We start from the raw sequence: 19,006 nt of genomic DNA on the forward strand, positions 1-19,006 counted from the left end.
TTCAACGACCGATCAGCGCGACGACCTCGTCGGCGACGCCCCAGCTCAGGGTGACGCCCGCGCCGCCGTGCCCGTAGCAGTGCACCACGTCGCCGACCCGCTCGAGGCGCACCGCGGGTCGCACGGGCCGCAGTCCGACCTTGTGCCGCAGCACTCGCGCCCGCCTCAGCTCCGGCACCAGCGCGGTCGCTCGCGCGACGATCTCGGCCGCGGTCGCGGGCGACGGTGTCCGGCTCCAGTCACCCTCGACGTCGGTGCCGCCGAGGACGATGTCGTGCTCGCGCGGCACGACGTACGTCGGCCCGGAGGAGTCGAGCCACCAGCGCTCGAGCCCCACCTGCTCGACGACCACCACCTGCCCGCGCACCGGCACCACGGTCCGGTCGGTGCCGAGCAGCCGGGCGCCGAGCCCGGCGCAGTTCACGACCAGCCCGACCGCCGGCAGCGCCGCGAGGTTGAGGCGGGTGATGGTGCCGCCGAGCGCCTCGACCCGGGACGCGAGCCAGCCGAGGTAGACGCCCATGTCTGCCACCGGGGTCGTGAACGACCAGCCGGCACCCCAGCCGGGCGGCACGTCCCGGGTGAGCTCGAGCGTGGGCACCGCCGAGCGCCACCAGGGGTCCGGCTGCGCGACCGCGAGCACCTCGGTGCCGGGGACCATGCGGACCCCCGACTCGGGGTCGGTGTCGGCCAGGGCGTCGAAGACGGCGTACGACGTGCGCGCCCACGACATCACCCGGTCCTGCGGGAGCGCGCGGTAGGGGTACCAGAGTGCGGCTGCGACGGCCGACGTCGTCTCCCGCGGCAGGTCGCGCGCGACCACGTCGACCCGCAGGCCCGCCTCGAGCAGCCGCACCGCGCAGGTCAGGCCCACGACCCCGGCGCCGACCACGATCACCCGCTCGTCGCGACCTCCCGCAGATGGCATGGGTGAAGTGTGGCCCACGAGGCGGGGCGGGCAAGGTCACATTCCGCCCTCAGGCGTTATTGACGTAGGTTCAACAGGGTGAGGCTGACCTTTCTCGGAGTCCTGACCGCACTGCTCGCCCTGACTCTCGGCGGGCTCGTCGTCCCGGCGCCCGCGACCGCCGCTCCCCCGCGCGTCGTGTCGCGCGCGGTGTCGTTCGACGTCGAGAACACCAACGCGACCACCGCCCTGTGCCTACCCGACAACGAGTCGTACCGGCTGCACGCCCGGCTGGTCGGGCCGGCCCGGGCGATCGAGGGCCGCAGCGGCCCGCTGCGCATCAACGTCCTCGTGCACGACGAGGGCACCGGCAGCTGGTCCTGGCACCTGCGCGGTCGCGGCCTGCGCGGCTACGACTACGCCACCAGGCTGGCCGAGCGCGGCGAGACCTCGCTCGTGATCGACCGGCTCGGGTACGGCGCCAGCGGGCACCCGACCTCGACCTGCCTCGGCGCCCAGGCCGACGTGCTCCACCAGGTCGTCCAGCACCTGCGATCGGGCCGCTACGACTTCGCCGACCCGCGACTCGGCAGCACCCCCGCGGCCGCCCACGTCGTGACGCACGGCCTCGGCCTCGGAGCCGCGATCGCCCAGGTCGAGGCGGCCACCTTCGACGACGTCGCCGGACTGGTCCTGATGTCGTGGACCGACCGGTCCGCGACCCAGCTGGCGCAGGAGGAGCTCGGCCGCCAGCGCGCCGCGTGCCTGTCAGGCTCGGCCGCCGCACCGGCCGCCGGAGCGGCGGCGTTCCGCCAGCAGCTCTTCGCTGTGGCGCCCGCCCGCGTGCAGCGGGCCGCCGCCGCCCGACGGGTGCCGGTGCCGTGCGGCGACGTGCTCAGCCGGGCGCCGATGCGGCTGGCCTCCGGTCTCGGTGCCGGGCAGGTCGACGCACCGGTGCTGCTGCTCTACGGCGGCGCCGACGCGCTCACCCGACCCTCGGCCCGGACCGCCCAGGCCTCGGCGTACCCGACGAGGACCACGACGCGGACGTTCACGGGCGCCGGCAGCGCGCTGCCGCTGGAGCGTCCGGCCCAGGTCGGCACGACCGTGCTGCGCTGGCTGGACCAGAGCCAGGGCTAGGACTCAGGCGCCGGCCTCGCGCGGCGCCGTCGGGTCGGCGCCCTCGCCGCCCTGCTCGCGGGCGACGTACTCCTCGATGTCCTCGACGTCGTCGAGGTTGCGCTTCACCACGGCCAGCAGGTCGCTCATCGTGGCGACCTCCTCGACCTGCTCCTTGATGAACCACTGCATGAACTGCTCGGAGGCGAAGTCGAACTCCTCGCGGGCGATGCGGAGCAGCGCGTTGATCTGGTCGGTGACCCGCTTCTCCTGGGCCAGCGCGAGCTCGACCGGCCCGACCACGTCGGAGAACTCGTTGACCGGCGCCTCGACGGCGGGGATGGTCACGTCGGCGTCGGTGTCGAGGAGGTACTGCACCATCATCATCGCGTGCCCGCGCTCCTCGAGCGCCTGCGCGTAGAAGAAGGCGGCCATCTGCGGCATGGTCAGCGCGTCGTAGTAGATCGCGCAGGTGAGGTACTGGTTGTGCGCCGAGAGCTCGTTGCCGATCTGGACGTTGAGCTGGTCGACGAAACGGGGTGCGGCCACGGACGGTCTCCTCGGTCGGTCAGGCTGCCTTCGCAAGCTTCTTCTTGGTGACCTTCTTGCCGTCGACCCGGACGAGCTTGCGCTTCTTGACCGTATACCCGTCGGGCAGGGTGCCTTCCTTCAGCATCCGCAGCGGGCAGCGCCCGCACTTCGACTTGGAGACGCAGCACTCCACCTTGGGGAGCTTGCGCACCTTCGACTTCTTGCCCACGGCCGGAACCGTAGCACGGAGCTAAGGGCAGGCTTACCTCAACGACGTCGTACGGACCTGCGTCCCTGCCTTCGCTCGCGTCACTATTCAAAGTGTGTATAGTCCGGCGGCATGAGCGCAGCACTGCCCCTCCTGGCCCTCCTCGAGCAGGAGCCCGCCCACGGCTACACCCTCAAGCAGCGGTACGACGACCGCTTCTCGCGCACCCGGCCGCTCGCGTTCGGCCAGGTGTACGCCGCGCTGTCCCGCTTCGAGACCAAGGGCTGGGCCGAGGTGACCGAGGTCGAGGTCGTCGACGGCCCCGAGCGCAAGCGCTACCGGATCACCGAGGACGGCGTCGAGGCGATCACCGCCTGGGTCTACGCCCCCCAACAGCCGACGGAGTTCGCGATGAGCAACCTCTACACCCGAGTCAGCGTGGCCCTGACCTCCGGCCGGTCGGCCGCCGAGGTCCTCGACCGCCAACGGGTCCAGCACCTGGCCCGGATGCGCGAGCTCACCACGCAGCGCAAGGACGCCGACGTCGCCGAGCAGCTCGCGATCACCTACGAGCTCGCGCACCTCGACGCCGACCTGCGCTGGATCCAGGAGGCCGGGACCCGGCTGGAGGAGCTGCGATGAGGCCCGGCCCGGCAGTCCTGGAGGCTCGCGGCCTCACCGTGCGGTACGGCGAGACCACGGCCGTCGACTCGGTCGACCTGGCGGTCGCGCCCGGCTCGCGCACCGCGGTGATGGGGCCCTCGGGCTCCGGCAAGTCCACCCTCGTGCACGCGCTGGCCGGGGTGGTGCGTCCCGCCGCCGGCGAGATCTGGTTCGAGGACGAGCGCCTCGACGCGCTGGGCGAGGCCGAGCGCAGCCGTCGCCGGCTCGCGCGGATGGGCATGGTCTTCCAGCTCGGCGACCTGGTCCCCGAGCTCACCCTCGTCGAGAACGTGATGCTGCCGCTCCAGGTCCTCGGCGTACGCGCCCGGCAGGCCCGGGAGCGGGCGCTGGAGATGCTCGACGCCCTCGGGGTCGCCGACCTGGCCGACCGGCGCACCGGGGCGGTCTCCGGCGGGCAGGTCCAGCGGGCGGCCGTCGCCCGAGCCCTGGTGCACGACCCGGCCGTGGTGCTGGCCGACGAGCCCACGGGGGCGCTCGACAGCCTCACCGCGGAGCAGGTGCTCGACACCATGGTCTCGGTGACGACCGCTGCTGGGGCCGCGCTGGTGGTGGTCACCCACGACCACGTCGTCGCGTCGCACCTGGACGACCTGGTCGTGGTCCGCGACGGCCGGGTCGCCGAGCGGGTCGTCGCGTGACGTCGCTGCGGCTCGGGCTGCGGCTCGCCGTCACCCCCGCGGCGCGGCTGCGGACGGCCCTGCTGGCGCTGGCAGCGATGCTCGGGGCGGCGATCCTGCTCATCACCTTCGCCGCCGGCCAGCACCAGCTGGTCACCGCGACGTCGTACCAGACCGAGATGCCACGCCTGGTCGCCGTCATCGTCGCCGTGGTCGGCCTGCCCTGCGCCGTGCTGGTGGCGACGGTCGCCCGGCTCTCGGCCTCGCTGCGCGACCGCCGGCTGGCCAACCTCCGGCTGATCGGGCTCACCGCCAACCAGACCCGGCTGGTCGGGACCGGCGAGGCCGGCGGCGCGGCGCTTGTCGGCGCCCTCCTCGGATGGGGCGTCTTCTGGCTGGTCCGCCCGCTGCTCCTCGGTCACGCTCCGGCCGGGCCGGCCTGGGGTGAGTTCTTCAGACCCACCCTGCTCGACCAGGCGCTCGTGGTCGTCGGTGTGCCGGCGCTCGCGATCCTGGCCAGCGTCGCCCCGGCCCGGTCGTCGGTCGACGACGCACTCGCGGTCACCCGTCGCGCGGACCGGCGCCCGCCCGGCTGGTGGCGGCTGCTGCCGCTCGTCGCCGGCGTCGCGCTCTGCCTCGAGGTCGTCGTCTCCGGGCCGTACGACGAAGAGATCTCCGACCGGCAGCTGGTCGCCCTCTTCGCGGGAGTCGGACTGACGGCCGTCGGCATGCTCCTGGTGCTGCCGGTGCTGGTCCGGCTGCTCACCCGCGCCACGTCCGGTCGCGCGCTCGGACCCGCCCAGCGGATCGCCGTACGCCGGCTCGAGGCGCAGCCGGCCGGGGTGGCCCGCATCATCGCCGCCCTGCTGGTCGGACTGTTCCTCGCGACCGGCGCGCGCTTCGTGCTGGTCGCCTTCGAGAGCACCCCGCAGTACGAGACACAGGCCCGCGACGTCGAGCGCGGTCAGCGCGTCACGGTGCTCGCCGGGCAGACCGAGGCACCGGAGACGGCCGCCCGGCTCGCCGAGGTCGACAGCGTCCGCGACGTCGTCGACCTGCCCACCCTGAGCGTCGCCGGCACCGGGACGCAGGCGATCGTCGCGACCTGCGGCGACCTGGCCCGGCTCGACGCCGCGCTCACCGGCTGCCGGGACGGCGAGGCCATGTGGCTCTCGGCGGACGAGAGCGACTTCCTCACCGAGTACGCCGCCGCCGCCGTCCACGGCGGACAGGTGACCTGGTCGACCAGCACCGACGACGAGTCCGACACCGAGGTCCCCGTCGTGCGCCTGCCACTGGACCTCCCGACCATGTCGAGCACCGGCGCGTACTCGTCGTCCGACGCCCTCTCCCCGCTCTACGCCAGCGTGATCATCCCGCCGACCCTGGTCGGGGACCTGCCGAGCAGCACCGAGCACACCCTGCTCGTCGTCGGCGGACCTGGCCGCGATCTCGGCGCGCGCCTGGCCGCGGCCGGCTTCGCGGCCCAGAACGGCGGCTATTACGAGGACTACGACTTCGTGGCCACCATGCGCACGGTGATCTGGACGGTCGCCGGGGTCGTGCTCGGCGTGGGCCTGCTGGCGCTCACCGTGTCCACGATCGACCGCGCGTCCCAGCGTCGCAAGGAGGTCGTCGCGCTCCAGCTGGTCGGCCTCGGCCGCGGCGTGATCCGGCGGGCGCAGGGGCTGGAGACCGCCGTACCGGTGGTCATCGGCTCGGTGCTCGCCGTGGGGCTCGGCGCCCTCTCCGGCGCGACGTACCTCAGCGTGGACGACGCGTCGACGATCCCCTGGGGGCAGACCATCGTCCTCGGGCTGGTGGCTGTCGCCGGCGGGCTCGGCGTCGCCCTGGTGTCGATGATCGCCTGCGCACCGCGGGTGCGTCCCGAGGAGATCCGCGCCGAGTAGTCCGCCTCAGACCCGGGCCAGCGGCGCGCTGATCCGCAGGCGCGCACCCGCCTCCTGGGGCACGACGACGACGGTCCCGCTCGCGGCCTGCACGATGGAGCGGGCGATGCTCAGGCCCAGCCCGGCGCCGGGGACCTCCGCGGTCACCGCGTCGGCTCCCCGGTAGAGCCGCTCGAAGACCCGATCTTCGTCGCCCGGGGCGATCCCGGGGCCGGTGTCGCTGACCTCCAGCCAGGCCCGGTCCCCGTCGACCCCGCTCTCGACCAGGACCTGGCCGCCGGGCGGGGTGAACTTGGTCGCGTTGTCGACCAGGCAGCCGACGGCCCGCTCCAGCCAGCCCTCGTGGACGCGGACCACGGCCGGCGGCCCGGAGGTGGTCGTCGCGATGGTGACCCCGCGCAGCGCCGCCGGGTCCCGGGCGGCCTCGACGACACTGTCGACGACGACCGCGAGGTCCGCGAGACCCTGGACGAGAGGCTCCGCGTTGCCCTCGATGATCGTCAGCGAGAGCAAGTCGTCGACGAGCGTGAGCTCACGACGCGCCGCTCGCTCGATCCGCCCGAGGTAGGCCTCGACGAGCGCCCGGACGTGCTCCTCCGCCTCGTCAGCCAGCGCGTCCTCGAGCATCTCCGTGCTGGCCAGGATCGTGGTCAGGGGTGTGCGCAGCTCGTGGGAGACGGTGGCCAGGAACTGGTCGCGCAGCACGTCGTTGCGACCGCGCAGCGCCTCGAGCTCGGTCAGGTCGTGGACCGTGGCGGAGAAGAGGATGTCGTCGTCGATGCCGATGGACGAGATCACGACGCTGACGGGGAACGTCGAGCCGTCCTTGCGCAGTGCGACGACGCGGGTGCCCAACCCCATCGCGTGCCGGCGGGCGTGGCCGGCGAAGCCCGTACGCCGTCGCACGTGCCCGGCCCGCTGGGCGTCGGGGACCAGCACCTCGATCGACCGGTCGACCAGCTCGTCCTCGGCGTACCCGAACATCGCCAAGGCGGGCGCGTTCGCCATCAGGATCCGACCGTCGCCGTCGACGACCACGTTGCCGTCGGGCACCGCCTCGAGCAGCTCGCGGAAGTCCGCCGTCGCATCGGCGGCCGACCGCGGCTGCAGGATCATCGAGAGCACCCGGTCGGCCTCACCGAGAAGGATCGCGCGGGCCGTCACCCGCATCCGGACCTCGTGGCCGTCGCGGTGCAGCCCGATCAGCCCCAGCCGGGCCGCATCACCGGAATCGGAGGCGAGGACCAGGTCGCGCAGGCGGGTGTACTCGTCGCGGTGCTGCTCCGGCGCCAGCAGCGCCGCAGGCATCCCCACCAGCTCGTCCACCCGCCAGCCGAAGACCTCCTCGCAGCGCGGGTTCGCGAGCAGCACGACCCCGTCGGGGTCGATCAGCAGCCGGGCGTCGTCCGTCTGCGCGAAGAGCCGCAGCAGGGCCTCCCCCGCACGCGACGCGAGCAGGTCCGTGCGACCCGAGCCCGGTGCCATCCCCCGATGCTAGGGCAGCGGGACGGGCCCGGACAGGAGTCGCGGTTTGTGCGCTCCGGGCCGGGGCATCACCCTCCCGTGACCACCTCTCCGGCGCCCGCACCCACCCGGCCCTCCGCACCGGCTCCGGGCCCCGGCGCCGCCGTCGCCGGCGTGCTCTTCGGCCTCGCGGTCGTCCTCGGGGTGATCGCCGTGGTCTATCTCGTCCTGGAGCTCTCCGGTGCTCCGGGCTCCACCGTCGTCTGCGGCAACCGGGACTCCAGCATGGGCGAGTGCCTGCTCGCGTCGCAGATCAGCCGGTCGCAGGCGATCCAGACGTGGAGCGTGAGCCTGAGCCTGCTCGCCGGCTCGATCGCGTCGGCCGGGTCGGGAGCGATCGCCCTCGTCGTCCTGCGGCGCCGCTGAGCTCAGTCGAGGCCGGCGACCAGTCGCCAGCCGTCCGCGTCCTTCTCCAGCTCGATCACGCCGCAGTTCGCGAGCACGATGCCCAGGCCGCGGGTCCGTGGCAGGCCTACCAGCTGCGGGACGGTCGCGAGGATCGCGCCGCCGTGACTGACGACCAGGACCGTCTCCCCCGGGTGCGCGTCCGCCGCCTCCTCGAGCACCGCGCCGACCCGTCCGACGAAGTCGGAGATCAGTTCGCCGCCGTCGATCCGGATGCTGTCGTCGCCCTCGGCCCACCGCCGGAACAGGCCGCTGAAGTACTCCTGCTCGCCGGTCGTCGACCCGGCGAGCGAGCCCACGCCGTACTCACGCAGGCCCTCGCGGACGACCACGTCGACCCCCAGTGGTGCCGCGGCGATCTCAGCCGTCTGCACGGCACGGGACAGCGAGCTCGTCCAGACCCGGGCGACGCGCTCGCCCGCGAGCCGCTGCGCGAGACCACGCGCCTGCTCACGGCCGGCAGCGGTCAGGCTGCCGCCGTCGTCGGAGCACACCTCGGTCTCGTACTCCGCCTCACCATGGCGCGCGACCAGGACGCGCGCGGGGCACTGCAGGGAGGTCATCCGTCGAGGTCGTTGGCCGCACGGATGACGTCGACGATGCCGCCCATGATCTCGGTCAGCCCGTAGTCCTTGGGCGTGTAGACGGCCGCGACCCCGAGCTCGCGCAGCTTGCGTCCGTCGGAGTCGGGGATGATCCCGCCGACGATCACCGGGACGTCGGCCAGCCCGGCCTCGCGCAGCCCGTCGAGGATGTCGGGCACCAGCTCCATGTGCGAGCCGGACAGGATCGAGAGCCCGATGCAGTGCACGTCCTCCGCGACAGCGGCGGCCACGATCTGCTCGGGCGTCAGCCGGATGCCCTGGTAGACGACCTCGAAGCCGGCGTCGCGCGCCCGTACGGCGACCTGCTCGGCGCCGTTCGAGTGGCCGTCGAGCCCGGGCTTGCCCACGAGCAGCCGCAGCCGGCCGCCCAGCTCGTCGCCGGTGGCCTTGACGCGCTCGCGCACGGCGGTGAGCTCGGCACCGGCCTCGGCGACCACGGCCCCGCTGACGCCCGTCGGGCCGCGGTACTCGCCGAAGACCTCGCGCAGGGTCGCCGCCCACTCCCCCGTCGTCGCGCCGGCACGAGCGGCAACGAGGGTCGGCGCCATCAGGTTGGTCTCGGTCTTGGCTGCGGCCGCGAGCGCAGCCAGCGCGTCGGCGACCTCGGTCTCGTCGCGCTCGGCCTTCCAGGCATCGACGCTCGCGCGCGCGGTCGCCTCCGCCTCCGGGTCCGCGGCCATGATCGCGCCGTCCAGGTCGGCGGTCAGCGGCGACGGCTCGGTCGTCTCGTACTTGTTGACGCCGACGATGACCTCCTCGCCCGACTCGATCCGGGCCCGGCGGGCGGCGTGGGAGGAGACCAGCTCCGACTTCATGTACTCGACGGCCGCGATCGCACCGCCCATCGCCTGCACCCGGTCGATCTCGGCCTTCGCGCCCTCGACCAGCTCGGCGACCTTCGCCTCGATGACGTGGGAGCCGTCGAAGATGTCGTCGTACTCGAGGAGGTCGGACTCGAAGGCGAGCACCTGCTGGAGCCGCAGCGACCACTGCTGGTCCCAGGGCCGCGGCAGGCCGAGGGCCTCGTTCCAGGCGGGCAGCTGGAGCGCGCGGGCGCGTGCGTTCTTCGACAGCGTGACACCGAGCATCTCGAGCACGATGCGCTGCACGTTGTTCTCCGGCTGGGCCTCGGTCAGGCCGAGCGAGTTGACCTGCACGCCGTACCGGAAGCGCCGCATCTTGGGGTCCTGGACGCCGTACCGCTCCTGGGCGATCTCGTCCCAGAGCTGGTTGAACGCCCGCATCTTGCAGGTCTCCTCGACGAACCGCACGCCGGCGTTGACGAAGAAGGAGATCCGGCCGACGACCTTCTCGAAGTCCTCGGCGTCGACCTGCCCCGCGTCCTTGACCTGGTCGAGCACGGCGATCGCGGTGCTCAGCGCGTAGGCGAGCTCCTGCGTCGGCGTCGCGCCGGCCTCCTGCAGGTGGTAGCTGCAGATGTTGATCGGGTTCCACTTCGGGATCTGGTGGACCGTGTAGGCGATCATGTCGGCGATCAGCCGCATCGATGCCTCGGGCGGGAACGCGTAGGTCCCGCGGGAGAGGTACTCCTTGATGATGTCGTTCTGGGTGGTGCCGGCCAGCTGCGCGGCGACCTCTTCGGGCGTGCTGTCCGGGTTCTGCTCCTCGGCGACCACCTGGTACATCGCGAGCATCCACATCGCGACGGCGTTGATCGTCATCGAGGTGTTCATCTCGGTGAGCGGGATGTCCTCGAAGAGGCGCCGCATCTCACCGAGGTGCGGGATCGGTACGCCGACCTTGCCGACCTCGCCGCGCGAGAGCGGGGAGTCGGGGTCGTAGCCGGTCTGCGTCGGCAGGTCGAAGGCGACCGAGAGACCGGTCTGGCCCTTCGCGAGGTTCGTCCGGTAGAGCGCGTTGGACGCCGCGGCCGTCGAGTGGCCCGAGTAGGTGCGCATCAGCCACGGCCGGTCCTTGGCGTGGCTCGCTGCCTTGTCGTTCATGGACCGAGGGTAGGACGACGGCTACCGATTGGTAACCGCTGGCGCGTGTGGCTTATCCGACACGCCGGACCGACAGCTCAGGCCGACGCGGCGACGCGCTCCACCTCGACCATCCGGCTCATCCGGGTGAGGGTGAGCATGCGGCGTACGGACGGACCGCAGCCGCGCAGCGTGAGGTGGTGGCCGGCGCGAGACGCCTGCCGGGTGGCGACCGCGAGCACCTTGAGTGCGGTCATGTCGATGGCGGTCACGTCGGTGAGGTCGATGACGACGTCCTCGTCGTGGCCGTGCAGGTGCTCGTAGATCGCGTTGCGGACCTCCCACGTGCTGCGCACGTCGAAGTCACCGCTGAGGAGGATGGTCGGACCGTCGGTCAGGATCTCCATCGGTGTTCCCCGTTTCTCGGGGCCCCCGCCCCGATCAGCCATCGCTTGGCCTGTCACCCACTATGACGCGCACAACACCCGGATGGTTGCCTCTGTTCCTCAACTTTCCCGTCGTGTCGCGTCCGTTGCGGATGCCAGGGCGGTACCCACGGCGATCAGGAGCATGCCGAGCACGCCCTTCGGCGAGAAGATGTGGTCGACGTGGACGAGCCACGCGCCGGGCAGCAGCACCAGCGCGACCGCACCCCGGGCACCGTGGCGCCGGAGCTGGTCGACCGCCACCAGGGCGCAGGTGGCGAGCAGCGCCCACGAGCCGATCTCCCCCAGCGGCGTCCCGATCCGGAAGAGCAGGCTCACCGCCTCGGGCCGTGGCACCCCCGGGCCGAGCTCGTGGGTGACGTAGCCCGCGGCGACGCCGCTGATCACGTCGAGCGCGGTGTAGAAGGTGGCATAGACGTACGCCGTCAGCCGGACCGCCCACGCGAGCGGATCGGTCCGCGCCCCCACCAGGGCGGCCAGCGCGACGCCGACGAGCGGGAAGGCGAGCAGCCCCGGCAGGTGCAGCGTGAACCACCGCCACGACGTGTCGTAGGTCAGGTGGTGCGGGTGGAGGAGCCCGGCCACCGCCAGCGCGAGGGCGGGCAGGGCGAGCAGCAGGGGCTGTGCGAAACGTCGCATGCTCGTCGAGGCTACGTCGTGCGGGCGAGCACTACCGTGGGCCCATGGTCAACCTCACCCGGATCTACACCCGCACCGGCGACGCCGGGGAGACCCGTCTCGGCGACATGAGCACCACGACGAAGACCGACCCACGGCTCGCGGCGTACGCCGACGTGGACGAGGCCAACGCCCACCTCGGGCTCGCGCTCGCCCAGGGCGGCCTGGAGCCGGACGTCGTGCGGGTGCTGACGACGGTGCAGAACGACCTCTTCGACGTGGGCGCCGACTTCTGCACGCCGGTCGTGGCGGAGCCGGAGTACCCGCCGCTGCGCATCGAGCAGGCGTACGTCGACCGGCTCGAGGCGTGGTGCGACCAGTACAACGAGGACCTGCCGACGCTGCGCTCCTTCATCCTCAACGGCGGCACCGAGGGGGCCGCGCTGCTGCACGTCGCGCGCACCGTCGTACGCCGTGCGGAGCGGTCGGCGTGGGCGGCGTACGAGGTGCACGGCGAGACCATGAACCTGCTCGCGGTGAAGTACCTGAACCGGCTCTCCGACCTGCTCTTCATCCTGGCCCGGCACGCCAACCGCGAGAACGGCGACGTGCTCTGGGTGCCGGGCGGCGAGCGGGGCTAGCTCGCGACCGGCTCCGTCTCCGCCGGCTTGACCGGCCGGGCCGCGAAGACGGTCAGGGCCGCGGGGATCATCAGGCCGGCGATGACCAGCAGCGTCTCGAGGGTGCCGACGTGGTCGGCGAGCAGGCCGAGCAGCGGCGGTCCGGCCAGGAACGCCGTGTAGCCGATCGTCGAGACCACGCTGACCCGGCGGGCGGCGCGCAGCGGGTCGTCCGCGGCGGCGCTCATGCCGACCGGGAAGCCGAGCGAGGCACCCAAGCCCCAGACCACGATGCCCGCGGCGACCAGCACCACGCTGCCGCCGAAGACGACGAGCAGGATGCCGACGAACGCGGCTGCCGCGGAGCCCCACAGCACCGGCGCGCGGCCGTAGCGGTCGAGGAAGACCGGGCCGGTCAGGCGGCCGACGAACATCGAGGAGACGAAGAGGGTGAAGCCGGCGACGCCGACCCAGTGGCGGACGTCGTACCCGTCGATCAGCGCGAGCGAGAGCCAGTCGTTGGCGGCGCCCTCGGAGAGCGCGAACGCCAGCACCATGACGCCGATCGCCAGGGTCCGCGGCTCGCGCCACGGCGAGCACGCGACCGCCTGCTTGTCCTCGTGGGTGACGGTCGGCGGGAGGTAGGCGCCGGCGGCCCACCAGGAGCCGATCGCGGCGGCCGCGGCGAAGACCGGTACGTGCAGCAGGAGCGGGGTGTGCAGCGCGGCCATGGGGATGCCGATCGCCGCCCCGGCGAAGGAGCCGATGCTCCAGCCGGCGTGGAAGCGCGGCATCATCGTGCGACCGAAGCGGCGCTCGACCTCGGCGGCCTCGACGTTCATCGACACGTCCCACACCGCGATGCCGATGCCGTCGACGAAGAAGCCGACGACGGTCAGCGCGACCGTGTCCGTCACCACGCCGGTCATCGCGACCAGCAGGCCGGACGCGACCAGGACCGCGCCGAGCCGGGTGACCGCGGTGGCGCTGTAGCGGTCGATCAGCCGGCCGCTCAGCGGCAGCGCGATGACCGAGCCGATCGAGATCGCGAGCAGCAGCAGGCCGAGCGAGCCGTTGTCGAGGTCCAGCCCGCTGCGGATGTCGGGCAGCCGCGAGACCATCGTGGCGAAGCAGAACCCGTTGAGGGCGAAGCTCAGCGCGACCGCGTTGCGGGTGTGGATGAGGGACGGCACGGCACCAGAATTCCGGATCGGGCGGCCATCTCCAAAACCTCGTCTTTACCGGTCCAGATCGTGGACAGCCCGGCGTCAGAAGTCGTACGTCGCGCGCACCTCGCGCAGCCACGCGGCGAAGAGCGGGATCCGCCACTCGTCGGCCAGCGCGAGCGCCCGGTCCGCGTGCCTCGCGGCCAGGTCGCGCTCCCCGACGGCCGCCGCGGCGAGCGCGAGGTAGGCGTCGACCGGGCCGAGCGCGAGGTCCGAGCCCGCGCAGCAGCTGGTGCCGGCGTACGGCGCGAGCAGGTCGTAGGCACCCGCGGCCAGCTCGCGCTCGTCGAGGTAGAGCGCCAGCTCGGCGCCGTGGCACCACGACAGCATCGCGATGTCGTTGACGCGGTCGAGCGGGGCACCGTGCTGGGCGTGGTAGGCGCGGGCCCGGTCGTGCTCACCGGCGCGCCAGAGGTAGACCGCGAGGCTCGCCGCGAACGGGAACGGGCTCTGCTCGAACTGCTCGAGCACCGGGACCATCTCGATCGAGCGCCCCTGCCACAGGCGCATCGCCAGCAGCGAGCTGAGCACGGACTCGTCGGCGTTGTTGTGGGAGATCTGGCCCGCGATCTGGCGGGTGTGCTCGACCAGCCGGTCGCACTCGTCGAACTCGCCGGCCATGGCGTGCCAGGGCACCAGGATGCCGTCGAGCACCGTCTCGCCGAAGGCGATCCGGAGCCGCTGGGTCTCCGCGCGCGCCACCTCGACGGCGGCGCGCATCTCGTCCGGGCGGCCGAGCTCACTGAGCACGGCGGCCCGCAGGCAGGCCGAGACGACGAACGCCCGCTCCCGACCCGTGCTCCGGGCCAGCTCGAGGGACTCCGTGACCAGCTCGAGCCGCTGGGCCGCGGTCTGGGGCAGCCACAGTGCGGCGAAGACGGTCTGGCAGGCGTCGAGCAGCAGCGACGGGTCTGCCAGGCGCCTCGCCATCGCGAGACCCTCGTCGCAGAGCGCCTGCCGCTCGTCGTACGACGCGGTGTCCTGGCTCTCGTTGGCGAGCGAGAGCATCGAGCGGCAGCGCAGCTCGCTGTCCTCCGCCGGCAGCCGGTCCAGGCTGCCGCGCAGCGCACCGACCACGGTCTCGTTGGCACCGCCGGGCGGGCCGGAGCGCCAGAGCACGCCCTGGGTGGTCGAGATCGCGGCGCGCGCGACCGCCTCGGGGTCGCGCATCAGCTTGCCGACCGCGATCGCCTCCTCGACGGCGCCGACGAGCTCGGGCAGGCGCGCGGCCCAGCGGTACTCCTCGATCAGCGCCATCAGCACGGCGTACCGCTCGGCGTGGCCCGCGGCCGGGTCGCCGTCGAGCGAGACCAGGGCGTGGCGCAGCAGCTCGGCGGCCTGGTCGTAGGCGTAGTAGCGCCGGGCCTCGCCCGCGGCCACGGCGGCGGCCCGCCAGGCGCGGTCGGCGTACGACGGTCCCGCGCCGCGCCAGTGCCGGGCCACCTCGGTCTCGCGGCCGGGGACGCCGTCGAGCGCCTCGGCCGCGCGGGCGTGCGCGCGGGCCCGGCGGCTGACGCTCAGACCCGCCTGGAGGGTGTCGCGGACCAGCGCGTGCGCGAAGTAGTACTGGTCGATCCCGTCCTCGCGGACCAGCCCGGCTGCCTGGGCCGGCTCGACCACGTCGATCAGGTCGTCCTCGTCGATCCCGGTGACCGCGCCCAGCGTCGGGATGTCGAAGTCGCGGCCGAGCACCGCCGCGGACCGCAGGGTCGTCACCGTCTGCTCCGGCAGCCGGAGCAGCCGGCGGTTGAGCACGTCGGCCACCGCCGTCGGGACGCCGTCGTCGGGCACACCGGGGCCGGACCGCTCCCCCGCCAGCCGCGCCATCTCGACGAGGAAGAACGGGTTGCCGTCGGTGCGGGTGTGCAGGTCGTCGGCCTGCCCGCCGCTCAGCTCGCGCCGCGTGACCGACGCGAACACCTCGGCGGCCTCGGAGGCGGGCAGCCCGACCAGCTCGACCCGGAGCGCGTGCATCCGGGCCAGCGCCTCGGCCACCTCGGCCAGGGCGCCCACGGGCTCGGGGTGCAGGCGCCAGGTGCCGATGACCAGCAGCCGGGCCCGGTCGACGGACTCCGCCATCAGCCGCAGCACCCGCAGCGTCGAGGTGTCCGCCCAGTGCAGGTCGTCGAGCACGACGAGCAGCGGCTCGTCCTGCGCCGCAGCTCGGACGCCGCCGACGATCCGCTCCCAGGCCCGGAACTGCGCCCCGTCGTCGGCGGGCTCGCCGCCGTCCTCGGCCAGCACGCTCATCCCGATGCCCTCGAGCACCGCCCGCCACGGCCACAGCGGCGGCGCGCCGTCGTCCTGCGAGCAGCGGCCGACCAGGGCTCGCACGCCGCGACGTCGGGCCTCGGCGACCAGCTCCGCCGCGAGGCGAGACTTGCCGATGCCGGGCTCACCCGTGAGCACGGCGTACGACGGGGCGCCGGCGCGGGCGCGCTCGACCAGGGCCACCAGGGCGGCGAGGTCGTCGTCGCGGCCGACCATCGGCCAGGGCGCGACCTGCTCGACCACGACCTCCTGCGCCGGACGGGGCGGATCGGGCACCGGTGCAGGTGCGGGCGACGCATCGTCCGCCGGCGCCACCCACTCGAGCGAGCGGTCCTGGCGGAGCACGGCGGTCTGGAGCTCACGCAGCTCGGCGGACGGCTCGAGGCCGAGCTCCTCGTCGAGGACGGCGCGCACGCGGGTGAGCACCTCCAGCGCGTCGGCCTGTCGGCCGCTGCGCGTGAGCGCGACCGCCCACAGGGCCCACAGACGCTCACGCAGCGGGTGGGCCGAGGTCAGCGACTCCAGCTCGGCCGAGATCGTCGCGTGCCGCCCGAGCGCGAGCTCGACCACGGCCCGGTCCTCGAGCGCGACCAGGCGCAGCTCATCGAGGCGGGCGCGCTCGGCGACCGCAGCGTCGGCGTCGCCGAGCTCGGTGTACGGCGCGCCGCGCCAGAGCGCCAGCGCCTCGTCGAGCTCCGCGGCCAGACCGCGCAGCTCGACGGCCGGGAGCGGCGAGGCGCCCCACGGCGGGTGCGGCTGGAGGGTGCGGTGGACGCGGGCGACCGCCTGCTCGAAGCGGTAGGCGTCCAGGGCCTCGTCGGGCACCCGCAGGGCGTAGCCCGGCGCCACCGTGACCAGCACGGTCGCCGGCGCCCGGCGTACGCGGTCCGGCTCCATCACCCGCCGGAGCTGGGAGACGTAGGCCTGGAGCGTGGCCGTCACGCCCGGCGGCGCGTGGTCCTCCCACAGCAGGTCGACGATGCCGTCGACCGACACCGGCCAGCCTCGCGACAGGGCCAGCGCGGCGACCAGCGCCCGCTGCTTGGGGGTGCCGAGGTCGACCGGAGCACCTGCGAGCGAGACCTCGACCGGGCCCAGCACCGACACCTCCACGGCGGCAGCGTAGATCGAGGTGGGTGCGCGGCGCTCCCAGTCGGCTCAAAGTCGACTCCAAGTCACCGGCGGCATGGTCGTCCCACCGATCGAAGAACCCACACAGGAGTCACCACCACCATGACCATCGACGCCAACGCCGACCGGCGCAGCACCACCTCCACCGCCCTCCCGACCGCCCACGCCCTCCGCGGCCTCCTCGGTGGCCGGGTCCACCTGCCCGGCGACGCCGGGTACGACGCGGCCCGCCTCCCCTGGAACGTCGCCGTCGACCAGCGCCCCGCCGCCGTCGCCGTCCCGCGCTCCGCGGCCGAGGTCGCCACGGTCGTGCGGGTCGCCGCCGAGGCCGGCCTCCGGGTCGCCCCGCAGAGCACCGGCCACAACGCCGGACCGCTCGCCGCCCAGGGCCTCGACGACGTCGTCATCGTCCGCACGTCCGAGATGAACACCGCGATCGCCGACCCGGTCCGCGGGATCGTGCGGGTCGAGGGCGGCGCCGTCTGGGAGCCCGCCGTCGACGCCGCGGCCGCCCACGGCCGGGCCGTCCTGCACGGCTCGTCCCCCGACGTCGGCATCGCCGGCTACAGCCTCGGCGGCGGCATCGGCTGGTACGCCCGCCAGCACGGCCTCGCCGCCAACAGCATCACCGCGGTCGAGATCGTCCTCGCCGACGGCGAGCTGGTGCGCGCCGACGCGCAGACCAACCCCGAGCTCTTCTGGGCCGTGCGTGGCGGCGGCGGCAGCTTCGGCGTCGTGACCGCCCTCGAGTTCGCGATGTTCGACATCGCCTCGGCGTACGCCGGCATGATGATGTGGAGCCTCGCTGACGCCGAGCGGGTGCTGCGCGAGTGGTCCGCCTGGGCGCCCGGCGCCCCGGACGAGGTCACCACGGCCTTCCGCGCCATGCGGCTGCCCGACATGCCCGACCTGCCGGACTTCCTGCGCGGCCAGGAGCTCGTCGTCATCGACGGCGCGGTCCTCGGCTCCGACGAGCACGGCTCCGAGCTGCTCGCCGGCCTGCGCGCACAGCGTCCGTTCCTGGACACGTTCGCCCAGGTGCCCGCGCAGTCGCTGGTCCGCCTGCACATGGACCCGGAGGGCGGCGCGCCGTTCGCCTCCGACTCCGCGATGCTCGCCTCCTTCCCGGACGCCGCGATCGACGCCTTCCTGGCCGAGGCCGGTCCGGACGCCACGACGTCGCTGCTGATGGCCGAGCTGCGCCAGCTCGGCGGTGCGCTGGCTCGTCCGCACGAGGGCGGCGGCGTGCTGTCGCACCTCGACGCCGCGTTCGTCACCTTCGCCGGCGGCATGGCCGTCACCCCGGAGATGGGCGCCCAGGCGCACGAGGACGCCGTCCGCCTCACCGAGGCGCTCGCACCGTTCGCCAACGGCCGCGAGTACCTCAACTTCGCCGAGAACCCGGTCGACACCCGGGCGGCGTACGGCGCGGACGTGTGGACCCAGCTGACGGGCATCCGCAGCGCCGTCGACCCGCACGGCATCTTCGCCGCCAACCACCCGGTGCCGCGGCTGTTCGAGGACGGAGCGCCCACTGCCTGAGCTCGCTCAGGCAGTGAGAAGGCGCGAAGGTTGAGGAGCGTCGGCACGGGCAGCGCGTCAGCGCTGGCCGCGCGACGCGTCTCGAAACCCGGTGAGACGAGGTAGGGCGGTGACCACGGCGGTCACCGCCCTACCTGCATTCCGGGGTCTCGACAGGCTCGACCAACGGTCTGGCGGGGTCGGCGTCTATCGGGGGCCGCGGGTCCAGTCGGTGCCGGGCGGGCCGGACTCGAGCCACGACTGGAAGCCCATCAGCGAGGCGGGCGACATGGCCAGCTCAATGGGGCCGGTCGGCGTGCTGCACGACAGCACCACGTGCTCGGGGTAGAGCGACATCTGCTCGGCGCCCTCGGGGGCCCGGCTGCCGACGAAGGTGACCTCCGCGCGCTGGAGCACCCGCTTGGGGCCCGGCCACAGCGAGAAGTAGCGGAACCACTCCAGCGACTCTCCGGAGTAGCGACCGAGCCCGAGAAGCCAACCGCGCCCGGCATGTTCATGCCGGACGCGGTAGGAGAGCTCGAAGGTCCCGCCGTGGCGGGAGAGCAGGCGGCGACGGACGATCAGTCCGAGGCCGTAGAACAGGACGAGGACGAGCAGCACACCAGCGGCGTCGAGCAGCCACTGCCACACCGGCATCCACGACCTCCGTCCGCTCCGTCTCCTGGGGTGCTCACCCTAGCGGCACCCGGAAACGGGACG

Annotated in this window: 18 protein-coding genes; 7 read left to right on the top strand and 11 right to left on the bottom strand. The window is 73.4% G+C overall.

The annotated features are described in order from the left end of the window. Position 1: 1 nt before the first annotated feature. Positions 2-928: an FAD-dependent oxidoreductase gene (locus tag ACFPYL_RS20515; protein WP_379158777.1), complete on the bottom strand. Its 927-nt coding sequence runs from the start codon at positions 926-928 to the stop codon at positions 2-4. Positions 929-1,006: 78 nt separating this feature from the next. Here ACFPYL_RS20515 and ACFPYL_RS20520 point away from each other — a divergent pair, with 78 nt between their 5' ends. After that, the gene (locus ACFPYL_RS20520; RefSeq protein ID WP_379158780.1) at positions 1,007-2,047 is read left to right on the top strand and encodes an alpha/beta fold hydrolase; all 1,041 of its coding nucleotides are present in this window, start codon (positions 1,007-1,009) and stop codon (positions 2,045-2,047) included. Between the two features lie 3 nt (positions 2,048-2,050). Here ACFPYL_RS20520 and ACFPYL_RS20525 read toward each other — a convergent pair whose 3' ends face one another. Further along, positions 2,051-2,575: a ferritin gene (locus tag ACFPYL_RS20525; protein WP_379158782.1), complete on the bottom strand. Its 525-nt coding sequence runs from the start codon at positions 2,573-2,575 to the stop codon at positions 2,051-2,053. A gap of 19 nt (positions 2,576-2,594) precedes the next feature. Further along, positions 2,595-2,786 (bottom strand): hypothetical protein, encoded by a 192-nt coding sequence (locus tag ACFPYL_RS20530; RefSeq protein WP_379158784.1) that lies wholly within the window; start codon positions 2,784-2,786, stop codon positions 2,595-2,597. Positions 2,787-2,897: 111 nt separating this feature from the next. On the opposite strand from ACFPYL_RS20530, the gene ACFPYL_RS20535 reads away from it, so the two are divergent. Genes ACFPYL_RS20535 through ACFPYL_RS20545 form a run of 3 tightly spaced genes read left to right on the top strand, consistent with a single transcriptional unit; the run spans position 2,898 to position 5,976 of the window. Beyond that, complete coding sequence (locus tag ACFPYL_RS20535; protein WP_379158786.1) at positions 2,898-3,407, top strand: PadR family transcriptional regulator; 510 nt, start codon at positions 2,898-2,900, stop codon at positions 3,405-3,407. Continuing rightward, positions 3,404-4,087: an ABC transporter ATP-binding protein gene (locus tag ACFPYL_RS20540; RefSeq protein ID WP_379158788.1), complete on the top strand. Its 684-nt coding sequence runs from the start codon at positions 3,404-3,406 to the stop codon at positions 4,085-4,087. The genes ACFPYL_RS20535 and ACFPYL_RS20540 overlap by 4 nt, the downstream gene beginning before the upstream one ends. Continuing rightward, complete coding sequence (locus ACFPYL_RS20545; RefSeq protein WP_379158790.1) at positions 4,084-5,976, top strand: ABC transporter permease; 1,893 nt, start codon at positions 4,084-4,086, stop codon at positions 5,974-5,976. The genes ACFPYL_RS20540 and ACFPYL_RS20545 overlap by 4 nt, the downstream gene beginning before the upstream one ends. Before the next feature lie 6 nt (positions 5,977-5,982). Here ACFPYL_RS20545 and ACFPYL_RS20550 read toward each other — a convergent pair whose 3' ends face one another. Continuing rightward, a complete protein-coding gene (locus ACFPYL_RS20550) occupies positions 5,983-7,461 on the bottom strand; it encodes a PAS domain S-box protein (protein ID WP_379158793.1) in 1,479 nt (492 codons plus the stop codon). A gap of 78 nt (positions 7,462-7,539) precedes the next feature. On the opposite strand from ACFPYL_RS20550, the gene ACFPYL_RS20555 reads away from it, so the two are divergent. Further along, positions 7,540-7,866, top strand: coding sequence for a hypothetical protein (locus tag ACFPYL_RS20555; protein WP_379158796.1), 327 nt, complete (start codon positions 7,540-7,542; stop codon positions 7,864-7,866). A gap of 2 nt (positions 7,867-7,868) precedes the next feature. Here ACFPYL_RS20555 and ACFPYL_RS20560 read toward each other — a convergent pair whose 3' ends face one another. The 4 genes from ACFPYL_RS20560 to ACFPYL_RS20575 form a co-directional block, all read right to left on the bottom strand. Continuing rightward, positions 7,869-8,468, bottom strand: coding sequence for a histidine phosphatase family protein (locus ACFPYL_RS20560; protein WP_379158799.1), 600 nt, complete (start codon positions 8,466-8,468; stop codon positions 7,869-7,871). Continuing rightward, positions 8,465-10,474, bottom strand: coding sequence for a protein meaA (locus ACFPYL_RS20565; RefSeq protein WP_379158802.1), 2,010 nt, complete (start codon positions 10,472-10,474; stop codon positions 8,465-8,467). Before ACFPYL_RS20565 ends, ACFPYL_RS20560 begins: the two co-directional genes overlap by 4 nt. 77 nt (positions 10,475-10,551) lie before the next feature. Further along, positions 10,552-10,860: an STAS domain-containing protein gene (locus ACFPYL_RS20570; protein WP_379158805.1), complete on the bottom strand. Its 309-nt coding sequence runs from the start codon at positions 10,858-10,860 to the stop codon at positions 10,552-10,554. Between the two features lie 99 nt (positions 10,861-10,959). Continuing rightward, positions 10,960-11,538, bottom strand: a complete 579-nt coding sequence (locus ACFPYL_RS20575) for a hypothetical protein (protein WP_379158808.1) — start codon at positions 11,536-11,538, stop codon at positions 10,960-10,962. Between the two features lie 44 nt (positions 11,539-11,582). Between ACFPYL_RS20575 and ACFPYL_RS20580 the strand changes: the two genes are divergently transcribed. Then, positions 11,583-12,158, top strand: a complete 576-nt coding sequence (locus tag ACFPYL_RS20580; RefSeq protein WP_379158810.1) for a cob(I)yrinic acid a,c-diamide adenosyltransferase — start codon at positions 11,583-11,585, stop codon at positions 12,156-12,158. Here ACFPYL_RS20580 and ACFPYL_RS20585 read toward each other — a convergent pair. Together ACFPYL_RS20585 and ACFPYL_RS20590 are read right to left on the bottom strand one after the other, a co-directional pair. After that, positions 12,155-13,330 carry an MFS transporter gene (locus ACFPYL_RS20585; RefSeq protein WP_379158813.1) on the bottom strand — a complete coding sequence of 392 codons (1,176 nt, stop codon included), beginning with the start codon at positions 13,328-13,330 and terminating at the stop codon, positions 12,155-12,157. The two genes, ACFPYL_RS20580 and ACFPYL_RS20585, sit on opposite strands and share 4 nt — an antisense overlap. A gap of 75 nt (positions 13,331-13,405) precedes the next feature. After that, on the bottom strand, positions 13,406-16,747 hold the full coding sequence (locus ACFPYL_RS20590; protein WP_379158816.1) for a BTAD domain-containing putative transcriptional regulator: 3,342 nt from the start codon (positions 16,745-16,747) through the stop codon (positions 13,406-13,408). A gap of 120 nt (positions 16,748-16,867) precedes the next feature. Between ACFPYL_RS20590 and ACFPYL_RS20595 the strand changes: the two genes are divergently transcribed. Further along, complete coding sequence (locus ACFPYL_RS20595; protein WP_379158820.1) at positions 16,868-18,307, top strand: FAD-binding oxidoreductase; 1,440 nt, start codon at positions 16,868-16,870, stop codon at positions 18,305-18,307. Between the two features lie 186 nt (positions 18,308-18,493). Here ACFPYL_RS20595 and ACFPYL_RS20600 read toward each other — a convergent pair whose 3' ends face one another. Further along, positions 18,494-18,943 carry a DUF2550 domain-containing protein gene (locus ACFPYL_RS20600; protein ID WP_379158823.1) on the bottom strand — a complete coding sequence of 150 codons (450 nt, stop codon included), beginning with the start codon at positions 18,941-18,943 and terminating at the stop codon, positions 18,494-18,496. Positions 18,944-19,006 lie beyond the last annotated feature (63 nt).

Source organism: Nocardioides hankookensis (assembly GCF_042658885.1).
GTDB classification, from domain to species: Bacteria; Actinomycetota; Actinomycetes; order Propionibacteriales; family Nocardioidaceae; genus Nocardioides; species Nocardioides hankookensis.